Consider the following 20,565-nt stretch of genomic DNA (forward strand, 5'->3'; position numbering starts at 1 on the left):
GCGTAGCTGATCACCAGGGCGGGGGTCTCGATGTGTCCGTGAAGGTGTAGAAGTCGCCACTGCGGACCAGCACGGAGCGTCGGCGAGCTGCCCGGACCAGGGCCTGTTCATCCACGTGTGCGGGGAGATGAAGGTAGGCCTGGAGGCCACTGTCGCGTCCGATGAGATGAGCACCGGGTAGCCATGCCTCGGCCTGGCGGCGGACGACATGGCGTCGGCGGTGGAATTCCGTGCGGAGTTTGCGCTGATGGCGGTCGAGGGCACCGATGTCGATGAAGCGGGCGAAAGCCAGCTGTTCCAGACCGGAGCAGCCGATGTCCCAGCCCGCGCGGACGTACTCGATCGAGGCCATCAGTTCCGACGGGGCGGCAAGCCAGCCGAGGCGAAGGGCAGGGGCGAGGGTCTTGCTCGCGCTGCCGGCGTAGACCACCCGGTCCGGAGCGAGACTCTGCAGCGCTGGGAGCCGGTCGGTTCGGTGCAGGAACGCGCTGTCGAAATCGTCCTCCAGGACATAACCGTCGACCTCGCGGGCCCAGGCGACAAGGCGCTCACGGCGGGCCTGACTGAGCCGGACGCCGGTGGGGAACTGGTTGCCGGGTGTGATCAGGACGGCTCGTACGCTGCTCTCCTCCAGAAGGTCCACCCGGAGACCGTCGTCGTCCACAGGGATGCCGACCGGACGCAGGCCCGAGCTGGTGATGAACTCGCGCTCACCCGGGTGACCGGGGTCTTCCACCCCGAGCGTGGTGTGGCCGAGGTCGAGCAAGGCCTTGCAGAAGAGGGCGAGCCCCTGCGCAAAGCCCGCCGTGACCATGAGGTTCTCCGGGCTGCTCCGCACGCCCCGGACCCGGCCCAGATATCCGGTGAGAGCCCGCCGGGTCAGCGGGACCCCGGACAGGGGCGAGTAGCTGAGCTCTTGGCGGCCCGCTCCCCGGACCACGGCGGTGACGCAGCGGATCCACTCCTGCCGGGGGAAATCCACAATGTTCGATGTACCCGTGCGCAGATCGCACATGGCCTCGGGATGCGGCTCCGGGTCGGGCGGCACCAGCGTGGAAGCCGCGTCCCGGTCGGACTGTGCACGGTTCGAGATCGTCGTGCCGGAGCCGCGTTTGGTCGTCAAGTACCCCTCGGCCGAAAGCTGCTCATAGGCCTCCACCACGACGCTGCGAGAAACACCTGTGTCAAGGGCGAGCCGACGGCTGGAAGGCACCCGCGTGCCCGGCCACAAGGTTCCACTCTCAACTAATTGGCGGAGTGAGTTGCATATCTGGGTGGCGAGCGGAAGGTGTGACTCGCGGTCCACGGTAAGGGTCAACTCCCACGACAAGTGGTCTTCTCCCGAACGGCCGAAGTGGTATGGACCACGAATTCTGGCATCTGATGAAGTCGTCTCGCACACACATTCGCCGCCGGGCAGAACGCAGGCGGCCGGGGTGCTGCGGGGATCCGGACGACGCAGTCCGGCAATGCGTGACGTGCGGCGATGGGGCCGGTCCGGGCGCCGTGGACCTTCCTGTTCATTCCTCGAACCCCCTACGGTCCGTTCGGATCAGAAAGGCCTTCGTCGTGTCGTTGCTGTCAGAGGTGAACCTTCCCGACCCCCGGGCGGTGGGGGTGGCCGCGCGAACCGCGCCGCCCGGGGCCGTGCGGGTGCACGTCGCCTCCGAAACCCTTCCGTCCGTCGACGCGCTGATGCTGTACGAAGCCCTTGCCGATACACGGCAGCAGGGCGACGTCTATCTCTTCGAGAGCCTGGACGGCCCCGACCAGGACCGTCATTTCGCCGCCCTGGGCTACGGACGCCTCGCCGAACTGCGTATCCACGCCGATCGCGTGGAGCTCATCGCCGACGGGAGCCTGGGGGACGCGCTCACCACCACGGTCACCGCGGCTGTCGGGCAGCCGCCCGGCACCACGGGGCGGATACGGCATTGGGCGGTGTGCGATTCCGATGCCGTGTGGCGGATCGTTCGCGCAGTCCAGGCGGCGTTCGCTGTCGACACCGACGTGCCCACCGGAACCTTCGCCTTCGGCTTCCTCACCACGCTGTCCTACGAGTCGGCCTGGGCCATGGAGGACCTTCCTCCCCGGCAGGACCAGTCGGGTACGCCTCGTTGCACGCTCACCCTCTTCAAGAACACGGTCTGGTACGACCTGCAGAGCGGCGAAGTCCGCCTTCTCACCGCCACGGGACCACAGTTGCCGGAGGACCGGGCGCAGGAGCCGACGCGTGCCGTCGTGGACAGGGTGAACGCCTCGGGCGCGACCCCCGGCGGGACCGTACCCGAAGCCCCGGTGCCCCTGTCCGTACGGGACACCGTGGACGAGGAGACCTTCATGGCCCGCGCCAAGCGGTGCCTCGGCCATATCGAGATCGGCGACAGCTACCAGATCCAGATCGGCCACCGTATCGACGTCGTCACCGAGCTGACGCCACTGCAGGTGTATCAACGACTGCGGCACCGGAATCCGTCTCCCTACATGTACCTCGTTCCCTGGGCAGGCAGAACCGTGATCGGGGCGAGCCCCGAACTGTTCGTCCGGATCCAGGACGACACCATCTCCATGCGCCCGATCGCCGGTACCGCACCGAGGGCTGCCGATCCGGACGAGGACGACCGCCGCGTGGCGGAGCTGCGGGACAGCGCCAAGGAACAAGCCGAGCACGTCATGCTGGTCGACCTGTGCCGCAACGACATCGGGCGGGTCTGCGTGCCCGGCACCCTGTCCGTCGACACGATGATGGAGGTCGAGCCCTTCGCCTACGTCCATCACTTGGTCTCGACCGTGTCCGGCCAGGTCAGGGACGGTACGGACGTCTGGGCGGCGATCTGTGCGACCTTCCCGGCGGGCACCATGACCGGCGCTCCGAAACTGCGCGCCATGGAGATCATCAACGACATCGAGGACCACCCGCGCGGCATCTACGCCGGAGCGCTCGGCCTGGTCGACGTCCGCGGATTCGCCGTGCTCACCCTCTGCATCAGGACCGCGGTGCACGACGGAACCGGCTACAGCACCCAGGCGTCAGCGGGCATGGTCGCCGATTCCGTACCTGCCGCCGAATGGCGGGAAACGCTGGCCAAGATGAGTGCCACCTTCTGGGCGCTCACCGGTGAGGAGCTGCTGACGTGAAGGTCCTGCTCGTCGACGCGTACGACAGCTTCAGTCACATCATCGATCAGTACCTGCTCACGCTCGGCGCCGAGACCCAGGTCGTGCGCTCGCGTACCCGCACGGTACGTCAGTTGATGGAGTCGGAACCCGACGCGGTGGTCCTGGGGCCGGGCCCCGGGCATCCTGCGGACTCCGGGCACGTCGAACTGGTGAAGGCCTTCGCCGGGCGGGTGCCGCTCCTCGGTATCTGCCTGGGCCACCAGGCGATCGGACTCGCTTACGGCGCACGGATCACCGTCGCCCAACACCTGATGCACGGCAAGGCGAGCCCCGTCGAACACGACGGACAAGGGGTATTCACGGGTGTCACGAAACCGCTGACGGTCACCCGCTATCACTCGCTGATCGTCACCGATCCGACCGAGGAGCTCGTGGTGACGGCGACATCGTTGGACGACGGCTATGTGATGGGCATGCGCCACCGGACGCTGGCCGTCGAAGGAGTGCAGTTCCATCCGGAGAGCGTGATGACAGAGAACGGGATGCAGCTCTTCGCGAACTTCCTCGAAAGGGCCGGCACCGCGAGTCCCCTCGCGGGTGCCTCGCCCTGAACAGGCGCTCCGCGTCACGGGGGGGGGGATCGGAGACCGGCCACCGGAGCGCGTGCTGAGCGGCGGGAGGCCGAGCAGGCGCGGAACGGGCCGCTGAGGCCTCCCCCGGAGCCGCTCACCCATGCAAACGCTCCCGGAAGTGGCCTCGCGGAATTCCCAGGAATTGGCCACAGCCGGGGGTCCGTCCGCTCCCTACTGTCGGATGCGTCATCAGCGGATACCGCTGCCTCACCGCCAGGGCCGATTCGAGTCCGGCCCGGATACCGATATCGGCACGGAAATGAAGGATCACAGCCCCATGGACAGCACCCCCACCGGCGCCGGCCCCCTGACCGTCACCCTTGACGCGCGGCTGTCGGATCGCGTCCCCGGCTATGTACTCGGTCTGATCGCCGTGCCGGACGTCGAGGTCGTCAAGGACGTCCCGACCGTGACCGCACAGCTCACTGCCGCCGAGGACAAGCTGCATGCGGCACGGCTCGCCAAGGCGGACGTCTCCGCCCTGCCCGCGATCGCCGCCTGGCGGGAGGCCTACCGGACCGTCGGCGTCAACCCCAACCGCTTCCCCTGCGCGGCCGAGTCGGTCCTGCGCAGGGTGGCCAAGAGTGATCGCCTCCCGCGGATCAACTCCCTGGTGGACCTGTGCAATGCGGTGTCGCTGGACAGTCACCTTCCGGTGGCGTCCTGCGACGTGGGGGAGATCGAGGGCGAGTTGGATGTGCGCCTCGCGCACGGTGGTGAAACCTATCTCCCGCTCGGCACGCCCGACGCGCCCGAACAGCCCGAACCGGGTGAGGTCGTCTACGCCGACGGGCAGGGGCGCGCCCACTCACGGCGCTGGAACTGGCGGCAGGGCGACGTGGTCAAGACCGACCTCGGGCGTCGCCGGATCCTCCTCACCGTGGAATCCGTCCACGAGGGCGGCCGAGACGATGTCGAGCGGGCACTCAGCCGGCTGACGGACACCTTCGCCGAACTCGGTGTCGAGTCGGGACGGCCTCAGGTGCTCGACGGTTCCCAGCCGTCCGGGTTGCTCTTCGGCACCTCGTCGGCCGCGACACTCCGCTGATCCGCCCCCTTGACGAGGCGCACGATTCGTATGAGGAGCACCGCATGAACCGTTCGATCCTGGTGATCTACCGGCCGGCTGCGGGCCGCTACGCCGCCCAGTTCCGCAGCGTCGTCGCCGCCGCCACCGCCCTCGGCGTCCGGACCGTGGTCCTGCTGCCGGCCGGTGAGGATGCCCCCGAGACCGATGGTCTGCCCCGATACCACGCTGATCTGGAGGACACGGCGTCGGTACGCGCCGCGGTCGACGGAATCGTCGGAGAGCACCGCATCGAGCGGATCTTTCCGCTCTTCGAGGGCGACGTGCTCCCGGCCAGCCGTAGCCGCAAGGACCACGGAATCCCCGGCCTCACCCCGGACCAAGCGCTCAACTTCCGCGACAAGAACGTGATGCACCGCAGGGCCGAGGAGCTCGGCGTGCGGGTCGCCCGCTCCTGCCGCCCGGACACCGTCGGAGCCGTCGCGGCCTTTGCCGAGGAAGCGGGCTACCCGGTCGTCATCAAGCCGTACGCGGGCTGGGCCTGTGGGAACACCTACCGGGTCGACAGCCGTGAGGATCTCGACCGCGTCTGGGGGGAGATGGGTGACGACCGCCACGAGTACCGGGTCGAGGAGTTCATCCACGGCACCGAGTACCACGTCGACTCACTGTTCCAGGGCGGTGAGGTCGTTTTCGAGCAGCTGTCCCGGTACACGTACTCCGTCCTGGAGTACCGTGACGAGCCGGGCGGCACCATCTCCCGCAAGCACGACCTGTCCCACCGGGAACAGCGCATCCTCGAGCTGAACGCGGTTGTCCTGCGCGGCTTCGGGCTCGGCACCGGAGTCGTCCATGCCGAGTACTTCCTCCTCGACGACGGCGAGGTCGTGTTCGGTGAGGCGGGCGCCCGTGCGGGCGGCGGGTCGATCGTGCCGGCCATCGAGGCGGGGCGCGGTATCAATCTCGCGGGCGAGTGGTGCAGGCTCGAACTCGACCCGCAGCACCGGCCCGCGGCGCGGCTCGGCCCGGAGATCGGCACCGAGTACCTCGCCTCCGGCGAGTACGGCCGGATCACTTCCATCACCACTCCTGCCGATCTCACAGCACTCGACGGGGTGCTCGATGCCGACGTGTGGAAGAGCGTCGGCGACGTTCTCGCTCCTCCGACCCGTTCCAACGATGTCCTCGGCTGGTACGTGTGCGAGGGGACCGACTTCGAGGACGTACTCGCCCGCTTCAAGACCGTGCGGGACGCCTTCCGCGTCTCGACCGAGCAGGCGTAACCATGTGGTTGACCCGGTTCAGGGAACTGCCCCTCGCGCTCCGCGTGCTCTTCCTCGCCTCCTTCGTCAACCGCGCGGGCATGTTCGTCTTTCCCTTGCTCGCCGTCTACCTGGTGCGCGGTAAGGAACTCAGCCCCGGCGAGGCGGGACTGCTCATCTCGATCGGCAGTACCGGGCTGCTCGTCGGCAGTCTGCTCAGCGGACCGCTCTGCGATCTCCGTGGCCGCCGCACGGCGCTGCTCACCGCGCTGCTCCTCAACGCGGCGGGATATCTCGGTCTCGCCGTCCTCGACGGTCCGCCCTGGACGTACGCGGCGTGGCTCTTCGTCGCCCTCGTCGGAATGGGCATGTTCAGCCCGGCCTCCAACACCCTGGTCGCCGATCTGACCACGCCGGAGCAACGCCCGTTCGCCTACACGATCAGCTATGTCGGCAACAACCTGGGCATGGGTGTCGGCCCGCTTCTCGGCGGTGTCGCAGCGGCGTACTCGTACCACGTCATGTTCGCGGGGAACATCGTTGCCGGTCTGCTCTGCGCGGCAATGATCGCGGTCTGGGTACCGGAGGACCGCCGGGCGCGGTCCGGAGACCGCAGGCCGAACGCGCGGACGGGACCGCTCGGCCACGGCCATGTGGTGCTGCTCGTCCTGGTCTCCTTCTTCTACGTCGTGCCGCTGATCGGCCTCGAATACGCGCTGCCACTGGCGGTGACGACGGCGCTGCACGAGTCGGCGGGCCTGGTCGGAGCCGTTTACACCATCAACAGCATCGTCGTGGTGAGCCTCGGTCTGGTGCTGGAGAAACACATCCGGGGATACGGCACAAAGCTGCTGCTGTTGATCGCCGGACTGCTGTGGACGCTCGGCCTGGCCATGATCGCCTTCGCCTTCTCGCTGCCCGCGATTCTGCTGTCCACGGTGGTGTGGACACTCGGCGAGATCATCGTGTCCGTCGTCGTGCCCACGTATGTCGCCGACCATGTCGACGAGCGCCGGGTCGGGAGCTTCATGGCGCTCAACGGATTCGTCCTCGGGCTCGCCAGGCTGGTCGTGCCCGTCGGCCTCGGCCTCATCTGGACGTCGCACGGCCACCAGCCCGTCTTCCTCACGCTCTTCGCCGCCCCGCTGATCGGCATGGCGGGGTTCGCGCTCCTGCGGATCAGGCCGTCGGCCACCCCGAAGGCTCCCCGGCCCGCAGCTCCCCCGGCCGATGCGGTGGCATCCGGCGGCTAGCCGTCATTCGGCAACAGGCTCCCGCCATTCGTTCACCCGCACCGATGTCAGCCCCACTCACAGGAAAGTGTTCATGCACCAGACGAAGTTCCTGCTGTCCGAAGACCTCACCCCCACCACCTGGTACAACGTGGTCGCGGACCTGCCCAAGCCGTTGGACCCGATGCTGCACCCAGGCACCCGGGAACCGGTCACCGCAGCCGACCTGGAGCCTCTGTTCCCGGCGGAACTGATCGCCCAGGAGTTCTCCACCGACGCGGAGGTGGACATCCCCGGGGCCGTCCTCGACGTGTACAAGCAGTGGCGTCCCAGTCCGCTGGTGCGAGCCCGCCGCCTGGAGAAGGCGCTCGACACCCCGGCCCGCATCTACTTCAAGAACGAGGGCGTCAGTCCGGCGGGCAGCCACAAGCCCAACACCGCCATTCCGCAGGCGTACTACAACAAGCAGGCAGGCGTGGAGCGCCTCACCACCGAGACCGGCGCCGGGCAGTGGGGCAGCTCCCTCTCCCTGGCCTGCCAGTACTTCGGCCTCGTGTGCGAGGTCTACATGGTCAAGGTGAGCTACCGGCAAAAGCCCTACCGCCGCGGCCTGATGGAGACCTTCGGTGCCAGCGTCACCGCGAGCCCCAGCGAACTCACCGAGGCCGGCCGGGCCGTGCTGGCCGCGGACCCGGACGCTCCCGGCAGCCTCGGCCTCGCCATCTCCGAGGCCGTCGAAGCCGCGGTCAGCAGCGGCGGAACCGCCAAGTACGCGCTCGGGTCGGTGCTCAACCATGTGCTGATGCACCAGACGATCATCGGCAAGGAGGCCCAGCTCCAGATGGAGCTGGCCGAGGACTACCCGGACATCGTGATCGGCGCGGCCGGCGGCGGCTCCAACTTCGGCGGCCTTGCGCTGCCCTTCCTGGGCGAGCAGCTGCGGGGCGGGCGTCCGGTGCGGGCCATAGCGGTCGAGCCTGCGTCCTGCCCGACCTTGACCGAAGGGTCGTACGACTACGACTTCGGCGACAGCGCGGGCCTGACACCGCTCACCAAGATGCACACGCTCGGACACGGCTTCGTCCCGCCGAGCATCCACGCGGGCGGCCTGCGCTACCACGGCATGTCGCCGATCATCAGCGCGCTCAAGGACCTCGACTACCTGGAGGCCCGCGCTGTCCCGCAGACCGCCTGCTTCGAGGCCGGGGTGACCTTCGCCCGGCACGAGGGCATCGTGCCGGCACCGGAGTCCACGCACGCCGTCCGGGCCGCCATCGACGAAGCACTCGCCTGCAAGGAGTCCGGCGAGGAGAAGAGCATCCTCTTCTCGCTCTCCGGGCACGGCCACTTCGACATGCAGGCCTACATCGACTACTTCGCCGGGAAGCTCAAGGACTGACCGGCACGGGGACACGGCGGGCGGGCCTGCCCGCCCGCCCTGCAAACCATCGATCTCTGGGGGAATTCATGCAAGGACTACGGGGGGCAGAACCCGTCATCCTCGGTATATCGGGTTCCGAGAATGCGGGAGGCAACACCGACCTGGCGCTCGAGTACGCGGGGGACCTGGTCCGGAGGCGGGGCGGTGTGTTCCGCACCGTGCACCTGCGTGACCACCGCATCTCGCCGTGCAGCCCGTGCGGCGACTGCAACAGCCGGACGAGCCCGTGCGCCCTGCCGGACGACATGCCCACCATCATCGAGGAGATGAAGCGGGCCGACGGGATCATCTATGCCGTGCCCGTGCACGGCTTCGGCCTCGCGCACCTCATGCAGATCTTCATCGAGCGAGCGGGCGTCGGCTATCTGCGCTTCGACCGTCCGCTCGCCAACAAGGTCGGCGGCATCATCGTCACGGGCCGCCGCTACAGCGACGCCTCCGTGCACAACCAACTCGTCGACAACCTGCTGCTCAACCGGATGATCCTGGTGGGCAGTGGTTTCCCGGCCCTGCTGCGCAACACCTCACGCGAACCCGGGCTGAACGACCCCGAGGGTCTGGACGCGCTGGAGCGCATGGCCCATCGAATGATGGACATGGCCCTGCTGCTGCGCAATGTCCAGGCGACCGCCAACGGTCCGGTGCTTCCCCTGGACGACCGTAACGAGCGTGTCGCCCGGGTCCGTTCGGCCTCCTGAGACCGACGGACCGGAACACCTTCCACGTAGGACACGACAACCTTTGAGGAGAGCTCTGCCCATGACCACCACCCCTGCCCTCGTCGGCATCGACTTCGACGACATCCCCTGGGAGAAGTGGCACAAGCCCGGCGCCGACGGCCGGGTGAAGATCGCATACACCGGCGGTCTGCGGGTGCGCCTGATGGAGCTGCCCGCGGGCTTCAACGAGGAGGAGTGGTGCGAGCGCGGCCACCAGGGCTATGTCCTGCAAGGCGAGTTCACGATCCACTTCGACAATCGTTCTGTGCCGTGCCGCCCCGGCATGGGCTTCGTCATCCCCGGTGACGAGCGGCACCGCTCGCAGGGCTCCGACGACGAGCCCACCGTGGTGTACGTGATCGACGAGGTGCCGGCGCCATGACGGGCCCGGAGAGGATCGAGGAGCTGCGCGGCTCCATCGACGGACTCGACCGGCAGATCCTCGCGCTGCTCGCCGAACGCACCCGCGTGGTGATGGAGTTGACCGAGTACAAGCGCGATGAGGAGACCGTCCGCTCGCCCGGGCGGGTGGAGCAGGTGATTGCCAAGGTGCGGGCCCTCGCGGACGAGTCGGGCATGCCGCCCGATATCGCAGAGGCCACATACCGGACGCTCATCAGCGAGTTGACGGCGCTGCAGATGAAGCGCCTCGCCGAGCGGCGTGCGGCGGCAGCGCAGTCCGTCGCCCGGGAGAGCAGGGTTCGGGAGGGCGGGGCATGACGCGCCGCCGCCTCGCGGATCTCCGCACTGCGCTTGCCGGGCTGGATGCGATGCCCGGGGAGCTGGTGCGGGAGCGGGAGGAGGTCCCGGCCAGGTTCGGGGCCTCCTCCCGGTACGCGCGGTGGGCCGGAACGCCGGCCCCGCCCCCGACGGGGCCGGGCCCCGCAGTCCTCTTCGAGCGGGTCACGCCCCCCGCCGTGGACAGCGAGGCGCGGGCCCTGCTCATCGGCCTCTACGGCACCCGCCGCCGGGCGGCCGCGCTGCTGGGGACCACTCCGGTGGAACTGCCGTACCGGCTGCTCGATGCAGTGGCGTCCCCCGTGCCGCCGGTGCGGATCACGGAGGACAAGGGCCCCACACGCACGTCGCTCGCGCCCGATCTCCGGACGCTGCCGATCCCGGTGCTCACCGATGCGGACGCGGGCCCCTATCTGACGCTCGGCGCAGTCCTCGCGACCGATCCGGAGACCGGGGTGCGCAACCTGTCGATCCACCGGATGTGCGTGCAGGGGCCCGATCTGCTGTCCATCTGGATGGCACCCGGCCGGGATCTGGAAGCCGCCCACCAGGCGGCCCGTCGCCTCGGCCGGCCATTGCCGGTCGCGATCCACTTGGGGCTGGCCCCTGCAGTCCTGCTCTCCTCCTGCTGCCCGGCCTCCCTGGTTCCGCGGGGAGTCGACGAACTGGCCGTGGCGGGTGCACTGGCCGGCGCGCCGGTGGAGCTGGCGGAATGCCGGACGGTGGACACGGAGTGCATCGCACACGCCGAGTACGTCCTGGAGGGTGAGCTGCTGCCCGACCTGGTCCCGGAAAACCCCCGAGGTCCGTCCGCCACACCGGAGTTCCTCGGCTACCAGGGCCGGGCGCATCCTGCCCTGCCGACCGTCCGGATCACCGGGATCACGGCACGCGAAGGCGCGATTCTCCAGACCGCCTCGGGCCCGGGACACGAGCAGTCGGTGCTGCTCGGCTTCGGTATGGAGGCGGCGGTGCTGGGCATGCTGCGGCAGCAGGGCGCACCGGTCACAGCGGTGCACTGCCACACGGCGGGGGGCGGCCAGCTCATGGTGGTGATCCAGTGGCGGACCAAGCGATCGCCGGACGACGACCAGGCGGTCCGCAAAGCCGCGGAATCGGTCCTGGAGGAGTTCCGCATGGCCAAGACGGTCGTGTCGGTGGACGAGGACGTCGACCCGGAGTCGGACGCGGACCTGTGGTGGGCGATGACCACACGGCTGCAGGCGGACCGGGACATCTCGGTCCTGCCGGACCGGGAGGGCTTTCCCCTGGACCCGACACAGTCCACCGCGTACTCCGGTGCCCTCTCGGCGGACGGCCGCACGGCGAAGGCCCACTTCGACTGCACCGTGCCCCATGCCCACCTCGCCCGCTTCCACCGTCCCCGCTTCACGGAGCCGGAGCCTGCCTCTTCGCCTCCCCCACCGCCGAAGCCAGCAGGGCGACCCCCTCGGTGATGCGGGGGGCGGGCAGCGCGGCGTAGCCCATCAGGAACGTCGGTTCGGCCGGCAGGTTCTGGACGAAGTAGCCGGACGCGGGGTAGATCCGCACTCCGCGCTCGGCTGCCAGGGACGCGATCCGTTCCTCCTGGACGCCGCGCGCGCCGGTGAAGGTGACCAGCACATGCAGCCCCGCGGCCTCTCCCGAGACCCGGACCTCGGCGCCGAAGTGCTCGTACAACGCCTCCAGGAGGCGGCGCCTGCGCTGCCGGTAGAGGCGCGTCATCCGGCTGATGTGCCGGGCGTAGGCGCCGGTCCGGATGAAGTCGGCGAGGGCCTCCTGGCCGACCGTGGGGGTCAGTCTGTCGGTGATCCACTTGATGCCGAGGAAGGGCCGCACAAGGTGCGGCGGCAGCACCGCATAGCCGATCCGCAGGGCGGGGAAGAGGGTCTTGCTGAAGCTGCCCACGTAGACGACCGTGTCCCGGTGCCGTTCGGCGGCGAGGGCCGGCAGTCGCTCGTCGGTGAACGTGAACTCATTGTGGTAGTCGTCCTCGAGGACCGTCGCCCCGTGTGCGTAGGCCCACTCGAGGAGCCCGCGCCGCCGCGCCTCGGACATGATGAACCCGGTCGGGAACTGGTGCGACGGCGTCACATACACCAGCTTCACCCGCTCCGGGGCGTGCCCCCGGGCCCGTACACAGGCATCGATGTCCGCCACCCGCAGCCCCTCCTCGTCCACGGGGACGGGCACCACGGCAGCTTCGGAACAGCCGAATACCTGACGCAGCACGGTGTGGCTGGGGTCCTCGATCACCACCACGTCCCCGGGGCCGACCAGCATCCGGACGAGGATGTCCAGGGCCTGGGTGGCCCCGCCGGTGACCATGATGCGGTCGGGCGACGCGTCCAGCGCCCGGCTACGCCGGACAAGGGCGGCGACCTCCGTACGCAGCGCCGAGGAGCCCTCGGCCGGGCCGTATCCGAGCGTGGCGTTGTCGGCACGGCCGTACGCATCGTGCAGCGACTGTCGCCAGCGGGCCACGGGGAACTCCGCGAGCGCCGGCGTCCCGTGCCGGAAGTCGAGTGCGCCGCCCGGGTATTGGGCGGGCGGCGGCTCCCACGGCTGCCACAGGGCATTGCCGCTGTCGGTCGCCCTGGGCGGCTGCGGGGCGAGCACCGTGGGCGCCCCGGGGGAACGGGGCCGGGCAGTGCTGCCCGCAGGTCCCGCGACCCTGGTACCGGAGCCGCGCCTCGCCGTGAGGATGCCGTGGGCGCGCAGGAGTTCGTACGCGCGGGTGATGACGGTCCTCGATACGTCGAGCTGCTGCGCAAGTTCGCGCGACGCGGGCAAGGCGTCACCCGGCCGCAACTGCCCCGACCGCACCAGCACGGTGACCTGGTCGCACACCTGCTGTTGCAGCGGCGGGCCGCCGTCCCGGTCCAGGACGATGAGCAGCTCCGATGACCCCACGTACCCCTCCGTGTCACCCTCCGCCGAGCCGGGATCAGCAGCCGACGGCGCCTGCCGTCACCGAACGCATCGGGACCGACGTCACCCCGCTCGGTCGCACGAGCCCCCGCATGCCCCGCGGTCCTGGTTGCACCAACGCACCGGCACGGACGAATCCCGACAGCCCGGCGCCCCTCTTGACCGACTGCCCATTGTGTCCCCTCGCGCCCACTGCTCCGGCAGCGGGGCGGGACCAAGTGCACCGACCGCCCGAGCCGGATGCCCTCGCGCGAAGCGCCACCCTCGGAGCAAGAAAAAGCCAGGTCAGACGGATCTGACCTGGCTTCGCTGAGCCGCCTAGGGGAGTCGAACCCCTGACCTACGCATTACGAGACCGTGAGCGTTCGTGCTGCGTGGTGCCTGGTCGTGCCGCCGGGTGACGTTTCGCCTGATCAGAGTACGTGCGGCTGGTTGGTCTGTGCACCCTCGTATTACGTCGTCCAAAGGCGTCCGGCCACCGGCTGGCCACCGGAGGGGCCACCGATGACGACAACAAGGGGCGCCACACGGGTTGTAGGTCTTCCACAGCGCCTCCTGCGGCCGATCCCGCTCCCTGCGGAAGCGCCCCCACGAGCGTTCCCACCGTGTCCGGCGCAGAACGCCTCCCTGGGGAGTGGTCACCGCCACAGGTTCGCGCCCGCCGGCTGCTCAGCACCACCGTCGGTTTCTGCCGGCGCCTGGCTCGGGTCAGGGATTCGCCCCTCCGGTCTCGCCGAGAGGCACAGCGCCTGAACACCGGCACCCCTCGAACTCGGTCTGGTATGGCCGGACAGCCGCTGGAGCAATGCCAGAACTCTAGTCACCGTGCGTGATGATGTACCAGTGCGGTGGCCCTGCCCCGAGGGCAGGCGGTGCCCTCTGTCTGGAATACCTCTCTGGTCGTTTCGATTGCTTCTCTTGTACCGATTACGGGAGGGGGACGGTGATGGCCGAGCTGATGTTGTTCCGACGAGACGCGGGCGGGCGGGACCTCGAGTTGCCTGGTTCGACGGTGGCGTTGGAGGTGGAGCTGCAGCGGCGGGTCGAGGCCGGCCTGGAGGCGATGCTCGGTATCCGGTTCCTGGCGTCGGAGTACCCGACGGGGCCGTGGCACCGGGGGCGGATCGACACCTTGGGGCTGGACGAGAACGGCAGCCCGGTGGTGATCGAGTACAAGAAGGGCTCCGACAGCGGGGTGCTGTCTCAGGCCGTCTCTTACCTGTCCTGGCTGGAGTCCGCGCATCACGAGGTCGAGGCGCTCGTCCGGAAGGTGCTCGGCGCGGAGGCCGCCGAGAGCATCGACTGGCGTCGCCCGCGGATGGTCTGCATCGCGGCCAGCTTCTCCCACCACGACCGCGTGGCCGTGCAGCGGTTGCCCGAGCGGATCGACCTGGTGCGCTACCGCGTCTTCGACGGCGACCTCCTGAGCCTGCTGCTCGTGGACTCCTCGCCCGGCTCGGCCAACGCTGCTTCGCCTCGGCGGACCAGGGAGCGGGACACGGCGACCATCAGCGTGCCGCCGGCCCCTGTAACTTCCCCGCCGGCGGGCTCTGGTCTCGTCCCGGAGTGCTTGAGGGACCTGTACGCGGAGCTGGACGACGCACTCACGGCGTGGGGCGAGGTCGAGGTGGCCCCTCTCAGGCACTACATCGCTTACCGACGGCTGGTGAACGTCGCGTCAGTGATCTTCCGTCCGAAGCACGAAGCGATCCTGGTCTACCTCAGACTCGACCCGGACACCGTCACGCTGGAGGAAGGCTTCACCCGGGACATGCGCGGCATCGGGCACCTCGGGACCGGGGACCTGGAGGTACGCCTCGCCTCGGCGGCCGACCTGGAGAAGGCGGCGCCGTTGATCCGACGGGCGTTCGAGGCGGCTTGACGCAAACAGAAGGGCGGCTGACGCATCGGTTACTCGATGCTCCAGCCGCCCTTTGGCGTCTGCGGTCCGCGGGCCCCGGGCTCTCCGCTCTCATGATCACTCCTTCGGTCCAGCCAGGACGAAGTCGTCCTGCGTCAGCTCCGCGCGGAGCCGCTGCTCTGCCACGTCGGCGTAGTGCGAGGACAGCTCGACCCCTACGAACCGGCGCCCCTCGCGGAGGGCTGCGATACCCGTGGAGCCGCTACCGGTGAAGGGGTCGAGGACGGTTCCGCCCTCGGGGCAGATCTGCACGAGCTGCTGCATGATCTCGACCGGCTTCTGGGTGATGTGCACCCGGTCCTTGCGCGGCTGGGAGGCGATGAAGTGGCCGGGCAGGTACAGGTCCCGGTCCTTCGCCAGGCTGCCCTTGACTCCCCAGGTGATGAACTCGGCCGACTGCTTGAACCCACCCTTGCGAGGCCGGCTGGCGGGCTTGATCCACGGGATCGTGCCGCTCCAGGTCCAGCCCGCCATCTGAAGGGCGTCGGACGTGGTCGGCTCCTGGCGCCAGTCCGAGAAGACGATGGCGACCGAGTGCTCGGTGGAGGCCCGGTACGCCTCGGTGAGCAGGGCGGTCAGCCAGCTCCGATAGCTCCTCTGGTCGCGGTTCTCTCCGGGGAAGTTCTGCAGGTCGTGCGCACTGTTGCTGGTGACGTACTTGGCTCGCGCGGTGCGACCGGTGCGGTCCGAACTAGTACGCCCGCCGGAGTTGTACGGCGGGTCGGTGATGACGGCGTTGACGCTCTCGTCCGGGAGGGTCTTGAGCACGGTGAGGGCATCGCCTCGGTGCAGCGTGTAGCTCATGTGCGGGGCCTCTTTCAGGGCACGGCGGGACTGGACCCGCTCCGGACGTCGCTCAACAGCGTTCGTTTCGAGCGGGGTTGCGCCGGAGGTTAATCGCGAATTCCGGCCGCACCTAACGAGCCGTGTCTCTGTCCGAGGCCGAGCCCGAGAGCCGTTTGGTGCGGCCGGAATCCCGGTCTACTGTCTCGCCATGTCACCGGGACGGAGCAGCGCTCCACCCCCGCTGACCTGTGCTTATCCGTGTTGTCTCGTCCGAATGGGCAGCACGACAGGCCCGTTAGCCCTTCGTCCGAGAAGCCGTGAGGAGACCCGGTGTACCGCCTGAGATTACGAGCGCGGCTGGCTGCCGCGCTTGATCCAACACCGGCGTCCGGGAGCTACCAACTCCCCTGACCCGGGCCCGCCTTGAGAGGCGAATTCACATCGGCGCGGTGCCGACGGCTTTGCACGAGAAGTCGGCACCGCGCCTCCTACGAACCACGAGGAGCCGCTGCGATGCAGCATGCCCTGACACCCCCGCGCCCCGCCCCAACACCGCTGTCCGGCTGGCACCGCCGTACCGGTGAACGGCAGCGGCGATGAAGAAGACCACCGGAGCCGTCGTCGGTCTCTTCGCATCCGGCCCGCTGCTGCTGGCCGTTCCCATCCTCGCCGTCGGTGCCGGTACGGCTTCGGCCTCCTGCTCGACCGGCGGTGCACAGGCTGTGGATACCGCAGCCGTTGCCTCACAGGTGAAGGCCATCCTGGACGGCGGCGACAAGGGCTCGGTCTCCGTGCCGGGTCTCGATGACCCGGCCGAGCAGGTGCCCAACGCCAAGACGATCCAGGCCACCGGCGTCGCGATGAACATCCCGGCCCGGGGGCAGGTCGTGGCCCTGGCGACCGCCCTGCAGGAGAGCGGCCTGCGGAACTTGACCTACGGCGACCGTGACTCGCTGGGTCTGTTCCAGCAGCGGCCGTCGATGGGCTGGGGCACGGCGAACCAGATCCTCGACCCGGTGCACGCCTCGACCAAGTTCTACGAGGGGCTCAAGAAGGTCTCGGGCTGGCAGTCTCTGTCGGTCACTCAGGCCGCCCAGGCGGTGCAGCGGTCAGGCTTCCCGGAGGCATACGCCAAGTGGGAGCCGTTGGCCACCGCCCTGCAGAAGGCGATTGAGCCCCTGCTACAGAAGGCCGGCGACCCGTCACCGAGTCCTTCGCCGTCCGGTTCGACCGACACCGCCACCCCGTCGCCCGATACCGCGGGCGGATGTTCGGCGAACGGCGACGGGACGGACTTCGGCACCATCCCGGCCGGCGCGCTGCCGGACGAGTACAAGATCCCGGCCGACGCCCCGCGAGAGGTTCATACGGCGATCCGGTGGGCGCTGGGACAGCTCGGGACGCCGTACCAGTGGGGCGGGACCTGCACGAACTCCCACGGCAAGGACCCGATGGGCCGGTGCGACTGCTCCTCCCTGATGCAGGGCGCGTACAAGGCCGCCGGGGTCACCCTGACGCGGACGACGTACACGCAGGTCAAGGACGGCAAGGCGGCATCCGTCGATGCTCTTCAGCCGGGAGACCTCCTCTTCACCAGGGGGACGGCCGCCGTACCTGAGCACGTCGGCATGTTCATCGGGCAGAGCTTGATCGTCCACGCGCCGCGCACCGGCGACGTGGTCCGCATCTCGACCCTCGCGTCCTGGAGGCCGCAGGTTCTCGCGGTCCGCCGAGTCGTCTGACCGGCGCTTGTAGGTTCCGATTCAAGTTGTCGTTGTCCGAGCAATCTGTCGGCAACTTGTCGTTTTGGAGCCGCCGTTGGAGGCTCCTGCCTCCTGAGTTCGGCCCCGGCATCGCCTGGGCGTCCTGCCTCTTCGGCAGGCTGCCCCTGGCCGGAAGCCGACACACCGGTATCCGTGCCGTGGGCCCCCTTCCGTGCCGCCGCTGACAAGTGGTCGGACGGTTCGCCGGTCCAGCTCAACCATTCAGCGGCCGACGCGTAGGAAGCGACAGACCGGCCGGACAGATCCACCGACAAATCGGCTGGACGCTCACGCAAAGTCGCTGGCCATCGCGGCCCCGGACGACAAGCCAAATCGGAACCTACAGCGCTTTCCTCCCCTCTCCCCCTTTCCTCGCACCGCCGCTCCGCCCTCGCGAGCTTTGACGTGCAGTAAATCGAACTGGAGTTCCCCATGTATCTCGCCGACCAGGTCATACAGCTCGCCTACGATCCCGGGATCAAGCCGAACGAGGGCGGACTGCCGGGCCTGAACGTCCTCAAGCAGGTGATGGGATCGATCAACCTCTTCGCCCTCATAGCGGCAGTCGGTGCCCTTGCCGTCAGCGCGGGCGTGTGGGCCTGGGGCCACCACTCCGGCGGCCACCAAGCCGAAGCCAACGGGAAGAAGGGCGTCATGGTCAGCGCCGGCGCGGCCCTCCTGCTCGGCGCGGCGAACGGCGTAGTGGCGTTCTTCAGCACGCTCGGGACGCAGGTCCACTGATGCCTCAGCACTCCACCCACCCCGGCGGCGCATCTCGCGTGCGCCGCCGGGCGCTCCTCGGGACCGTCGTCTTGGCGGTGCTCGTCGCCCTTGCCGGTCTGGCCGCGTACCTCACCCGCGACGGCAGGGGTCACTCCGACGCCCCTGCGCCGTCGCCGAGTTCACCCGCGGCCTCCCCTTCGGCTCCTTCGCCGTCCGGGGCGCCCGCCCCGCACACCCGCCCTCGCACCCTTCCGGTCCCGCCGAAGACTCGCGACCCGATCGCGTACGGGAAGGCCGCCGCCGCAGCGCTGTGGTCGTACGACACCCGGGCGTACTCGCAGACCGAGCTGCGGAAGGCTCTGCGCGGGTGGCTGACCGCGGAGGCGAAGTACGCCGACCCGGCCTCGGTCGACAAGGTCGTCCCCTCGCCCGTGCTGTGGAAGGAGATGGCCGCCAACGGCCAGTTCGCCACCGCCGACGTGCACGAGGGGCACTTCCCGAACGCGTTCACCCAGGCCCTTCAGGAAGACCCCGGCGCGATCACCCAGGCGTACGTCTACGCCGTCACGGTCTCCGGCAAGCAGTCGATCGCATGGAAGGGCTCGCCCGCCGGCGGCGCGGAGAGCCGTAGCACCACCCTCGCGGTCCAGTGCCGGCCCGACCATCACTGCGCTCTGGTCGGCGTCATGCCGTCCGTCGCGCCCTGACCCCCCTTCGAGAAAGGAGGTACGACCATGGGAGTCTGCGACTTCCCCCTGATGGACAAGGTGTGCGGCGCCGTCGACTTCGCCACCAACCCCGCCGGAGCCGTCACCGACGGCATCGGCGCGTGGATCGCGAAGTCGGCGGGCGAACTGGCAGCCAGCGCGGCGGATCTCGCCGCCAATGCCGTCAACCAGACGACCGCCATCGACCTCAACGCCGGATGGTTCCGGGACAACTACGAGCTGCTGCTGCCCATCGGGCTCGCGCTGACCGTCGGCACGTTCTGCATCCAGCTCATGTTCGCCGCCTGGCGGCGCGACGAGCGCGCCCTGGCCCAGGCTGCGATCGGCACCATGACCGGCATCCTGTTCAGCTTCTGCGCCATCGCCTTCACCACCGTCGCCATCACCGTGGTCGACGCCCTGTCCGACGGCCTTTTCCAAGCAGCCAACACCTCGGTCGACGACGCCATCCGCCGCGTGGTGAAGGTCAACCAGTTGGGGGCGATGTACGGCCTGGGCTGGGGCGTCCCAGCCCTAGTCGCCTTGGGGTGCGCGATCGGCGCCTTCCTGTACTGGGGCGTGATGGTCGCCCGCAAGGTCGGCGTCCTGATCATGGTCGCGCTCGCAGTCTTCGCCGGGGCCGGCGGTGGCTGGGAGGTCGCCAAGCGGTGGCGGCGCGGCTGGATCGAAGCCACCGCCACCCTGATCGTCTCCAAGCTCCTGATGACCGTCGTCTTCCTGATCGGCGTCTCCGCCATGGGCAAGACCGACGCCAACGACGGCATGTCGGCCCTGTCCGACGCGATGGCCGGCATCGTCGTGATGGTCCTGGTGCTCCTGTGCCCCTACGCGACGTACAAGTTCGTCCACTGGGCCAGCGACGGCGGCGGCCACGACGACCTGCACCGCACCAGCGTCGCCGGCATGGCGGTCGCCGCAGGCGCGGCGAAGACCGCCGGAACCCTGGCGATGCAGGCCAGCACCGGAACCCCCGCCCCGCAGGGTCCGAACCAGGTTCCCGGCGCGGGCACCGACGGCGTCGCCTCCGGCATCAACCCCTCCGGCGGCAACCTCAGCAAGGAGGGCATCGACGCCGGACCGCCCAAGCAGCAGACCCGGTTCCGGTACGGCGAAGACCCGAACGCCTCCGGCGACAAGGGTCGGGCCCTGATCCAGCGCCCCGGTATCCCGCCGCTCATCACCCGACCCGGGGAGGAAGCGGGAGGTTCCGAAGGAGACTCCGCTGGCGGCCAGTTCGCTGCCGCTTCGGCTGCGGGCAGCAGCATGACCCGCGCCGGTGCCGCGCCGCCGGCGGCCCCTGCAGCACCGCCGCCGCCGTCCTCCACGGGGCCGTCGGCAACCGGTTCCCCGACTCCGACGAACTGGGTGTATCCCAGCCAGCCGCCTTCGGGTTCCTGACCAATCACATCCGGGGGCGGGGGGGACCCCCCCCCCCCCCCCCCCCCCCCCCCCCCCCCCCAACCCCAAAACCCCCCCCCCCCCCCCCCGGGCCCCCCCCCCCCCGCGCCCCCCCCCCCACCACACCAAGGGGGCCAACCCGGC

At 69.3% G+C, this 20,565-nt stretch carries 18 protein-coding genes; 15 read left to right on the forward strand and 3 right to left on the reverse strand.

Translation table 11 applies throughout. The features are described 5' to 3' along the window. Positions 1 to 10: 10 nt before the first annotated feature. Positions 11 to 1,402 (reverse strand): MocR-like pyridoxine biosynthesis transcription factor PdxR, encoded by a 1,392-nt coding sequence (pdxR, locus tag ABT112_RS13445; protein WP_351508877.1) that lies wholly within the window; start codon positions 1,400 to 1,402, stop codon positions 11 to 13. Between the two features lie 167 nt (positions 1,403 to 1,569). Between pdxR (ABT112_RS13445) and ABT112_RS13450 the strand changes: the two genes are divergently transcribed. The 10 genes from ABT112_RS13450 (at position 1,570) to ABT112_RS13495 (ending at position 11,628) form a co-directional block, all read left to right on the forward strand. Beyond that, the gene (locus tag ABT112_RS13450) at positions 1,570 to 3,138 is read left to right on the forward strand and encodes an anthranilate synthase component I family protein (RefSeq protein WP_351508879.1); all 1,569 of its coding nucleotides are present in this window, start codon (positions 1,570 to 1,572) and stop codon (positions 3,136 to 3,138) included. After that, positions 3,135 to 3,731 (forward strand): anthranilate synthase component II, encoded by a 597-nt coding sequence (locus ABT112_RS13455; protein ID WP_351508880.1) that lies wholly within the window; start codon positions 3,135 to 3,137, stop codon positions 3,729 to 3,731. The genes ABT112_RS13450 and ABT112_RS13455 overlap by 4 nt, the downstream gene beginning before the upstream one ends. A gap of 298 nt (positions 3,732 to 4,029) precedes the next feature. Continuing rightward, positions 4,030 to 4,800, forward strand: a complete 771-nt coding sequence (locus ABT112_RS13460; protein ID WP_351508882.1) for a B3/B4 domain-containing protein — start codon at positions 4,030 to 4,032, stop codon at positions 4,798 to 4,800. A gap of 44 nt (positions 4,801 to 4,844) precedes the next feature. Next, positions 4,845 to 6,062, forward strand: a complete 1,218-nt coding sequence (locus ABT112_RS13465; RefSeq protein WP_351508884.1) for an ATP-grasp domain-containing protein — start codon at positions 4,845 to 4,847, stop codon at positions 6,060 to 6,062. Between the two features lie 2 nt (positions 6,063 to 6,064). After that, positions 6,065 to 7,294: an MFS transporter gene (locus ABT112_RS13470; protein ID WP_351508886.1), complete on the forward strand. Its 1,230-nt coding sequence runs from the start codon at positions 6,065 to 6,067 to the stop codon at positions 7,292 to 7,294. 73 nt (positions 7,295 to 7,367) lie between these two features. Then, a complete protein-coding gene (locus ABT112_RS13475) occupies positions 7,368 to 8,672 on the forward strand; it encodes a TrpB-like pyridoxal phosphate-dependent enzyme (RefSeq protein ID WP_351508888.1) in 1,305 nt (434 codons plus the stop codon). 68 nt (positions 8,673 to 8,740) lie between these two features. After that, positions 8,741 to 9,412: a flavodoxin family protein gene (locus tag ABT112_RS13480; protein ID WP_351508890.1), complete on the forward strand. Its 672-nt coding sequence runs from the start codon at positions 8,741 to 8,743 to the stop codon at positions 9,410 to 9,412. A gap of 61 nt (positions 9,413 to 9,473) precedes the next feature. Beyond that, positions 9,474 to 9,815, forward strand: a complete 342-nt coding sequence (locus ABT112_RS13485; protein ID WP_351508893.1) for a cupin domain-containing protein — start codon at positions 9,474 to 9,476, stop codon at positions 9,813 to 9,815. Then, on the forward strand, positions 9,812 to 10,153 hold the full coding sequence (locus tag ABT112_RS13490) for a chorismate mutase (RefSeq protein WP_351508896.1): 342 nt from the start codon (positions 9,812 to 9,814) through the stop codon (positions 10,151 to 10,153). Before ABT112_RS13485 ends, ABT112_RS13490 begins: the two co-directional genes overlap by 4 nt. Further along, positions 10,150 to 11,628 (forward strand): UbiD family decarboxylase, encoded by a 1,479-nt coding sequence (locus ABT112_RS13495; RefSeq protein WP_351508898.1) that lies wholly within the window; start codon positions 10,150 to 10,152, stop codon positions 11,626 to 11,628. Before ABT112_RS13490 ends, ABT112_RS13495 begins: the two co-directional genes overlap by 4 nt. Here the strand turns inward: ABT112_RS13495 and pdxR (ABT112_RS13500) are convergent. After that, a complete protein-coding gene (gene pdxR, locus ABT112_RS13500) occupies positions 11,561 to 13,084 on the reverse strand; it encodes a MocR-like pyridoxine biosynthesis transcription factor PdxR (RefSeq protein ID WP_351508900.1) in 1,524 nt (507 codons plus the stop codon). The two genes, ABT112_RS13495 and pdxR (ABT112_RS13500), sit on opposite strands and share 68 nt — an antisense overlap. A 964-nt stretch (positions 13,085 to 14,048) precedes the next feature. Here pdxR (ABT112_RS13500) and ABT112_RS13505 point away from each other — a divergent pair. After that, entirely contained in the window at positions 14,049 to 14,984 is a 936-nt protein-coding gene (locus ABT112_RS13505) for a DUF5655 domain-containing protein (RefSeq protein ID WP_351508902.1), read from the forward strand. A gap of 96 nt (positions 14,985 to 15,080) precedes the next feature. On the opposite strand, the gene ABT112_RS13510 is transcribed toward ABT112_RS13505, so the two are convergent. After that, positions 15,081 to 15,827, reverse strand: a complete 747-nt coding sequence (locus tag ABT112_RS13510) for a DNA-methyltransferase (RefSeq protein WP_351508903.1) — start codon at positions 15,825 to 15,827, stop codon at positions 15,081 to 15,083. 578 nt (positions 15,828 to 16,405) lie between these two features. On the opposite strand from ABT112_RS13510, the gene ABT112_RS13515 reads away from it, so the two are divergent. The 4 genes from ABT112_RS13515 to ABT112_RS13530 all read left to right on the forward strand — a co-directional run bounded on the left by ABT112_RS13515 (position 16,406) and on the right by ABT112_RS13530 (position 20,421). After that, a complete protein-coding gene (locus ABT112_RS13515) occupies positions 16,406 to 17,551 on the forward strand; it encodes a C40 family peptidase (RefSeq protein ID WP_351508905.1) in 1,146 nt (381 codons plus the stop codon). A gap of 453 nt (positions 17,552 to 18,004) precedes the next feature. After that, positions 18,005 to 18,313: a DUF6112 family protein gene (locus tag ABT112_RS13520; RefSeq protein ID WP_351508907.1), complete on the forward strand. Its 309-nt coding sequence runs from the start codon at positions 18,005 to 18,007 to the stop codon at positions 18,311 to 18,313. Next, positions 18,313 to 19,002: a hypothetical protein gene (locus ABT112_RS13525; RefSeq protein ID WP_351508908.1), complete on the forward strand. Its 690-nt coding sequence runs from the start codon at positions 18,313 to 18,315 to the stop codon at positions 19,000 to 19,002. The genes ABT112_RS13520 and ABT112_RS13525 overlap by 1 nt, the downstream gene beginning before the upstream one ends. A gap of 27 nt (positions 19,003 to 19,029) precedes the next feature. Next, a complete protein-coding gene (locus ABT112_RS13530; RefSeq protein WP_351508910.1) occupies positions 19,030 to 20,421 on the forward strand; it encodes an SCO6881 family protein in 1,392 nt (463 codons plus the stop codon). The last annotated feature ends 144 nt before the right edge of the window (positions 20,422 to 20,565 follow it).

This window comes from Streptomyces sp. NPDC002055 (genome assembly GCF_040296705.1).
Taxonomy (GTDB): domain Bacteria; phylum Actinomycetota; class Actinomycetes; order Streptomycetales; family Streptomycetaceae; genus Streptomyces.

What these genes read in the sequence shown, in the direction of transcription:
- ABT112_RS13470 (WP_351508886.1), top strand. Translation starts at nt 6,065, where the DNA reads ATGTGGTTGACCCGGTTCAGGGAACTGCCCCTCGCGCTCCGCGTGCTC.
- ABT112_RS13505 (WP_351508902.1), top strand. Translation starts at nt 14,049, where the DNA reads ATGGCCGAGCTGATGTTGTTCCGACGAGACGCGGGCGGGCGGGACCTC.
- ABT112_RS13525 (WP_351508908.1), top strand. Translation starts at nt 18,313, where the DNA reads ATGCCTCAGCACTCCACCCACCCCGGCGGCGCATCTCGCGTGCGCCGC.
- ABT112_RS13520 (WP_351508907.1), top strand. Translation starts at nt 18,005, where the DNA reads ATGTATCTCGCCGACCAGGTCATACAGCTCGCCTACGATCCCGGGATC.
- ABT112_RS13490 (WP_351508896.1), top strand. Translation starts at nt 9,812, where the DNA reads ATGACGGGCCCGGAGAGGATCGAGGAGCTGCGCGGCTCCATCGACGGA.
- ABT112_RS13485 (WP_351508893.1), top strand. Translation starts at nt 9,474, where the DNA reads ATGACCACCACCCCTGCCCTCGTCGGCATCGACTTCGACGACATCCCC.
- ABT112_RS13495 (WP_351508898.1), top strand. Translation starts at nt 10,150, where the DNA reads ATGACGCGCCGCCGCCTCGCGGATCTCCGCACTGCGCTTGCCGGGCTG.
- ABT112_RS13460 (WP_351508882.1), top strand. Translation starts at nt 4,030, where the DNA reads ATGGACAGCACCCCCACCGGCGCCGGCCCCCTGACCGTCACCCTTGAC.
- ABT112_RS13530 (WP_351508910.1), top strand. Translation starts at nt 19,030, where the DNA reads ATGGGAGTCTGCGACTTCCCCCTGATGGACAAGGTGTGCGGCGCCGTC.
- ABT112_RS13465 (WP_351508884.1), top strand. Translation starts at nt 4,845, where the DNA reads ATGAACCGTTCGATCCTGGTGATCTACCGGCCGGCTGCGGGCCGCTAC.
- ABT112_RS13515 (WP_351508905.1), top strand. Translation starts at nt 16,406, where the DNA reads ATGAAGAAGACCACCGGAGCCGTCGTCGGTCTCTTCGCATCCGGCCCG.
- ABT112_RS13480 (WP_351508890.1), top strand. Translation starts at nt 8,741, where the DNA reads ATGCAAGGACTACGGGGGGCAGAACCCGTCATCCTCGGTATATCGGGT.
- ABT112_RS13475 (WP_351508888.1), top strand. Translation starts at nt 7,368, where the DNA reads ATGCACCAGACGAAGTTCCTGCTGTCCGAAGACCTCACCCCCACCACC.
- ABT112_RS13510 (WP_351508903.1), bottom strand. Translation starts at nt 15,827, where the DNA reads ATGAGCTACACGCTGCACCGAGGCGATGCCCTCACCGTGCTCAAGACC.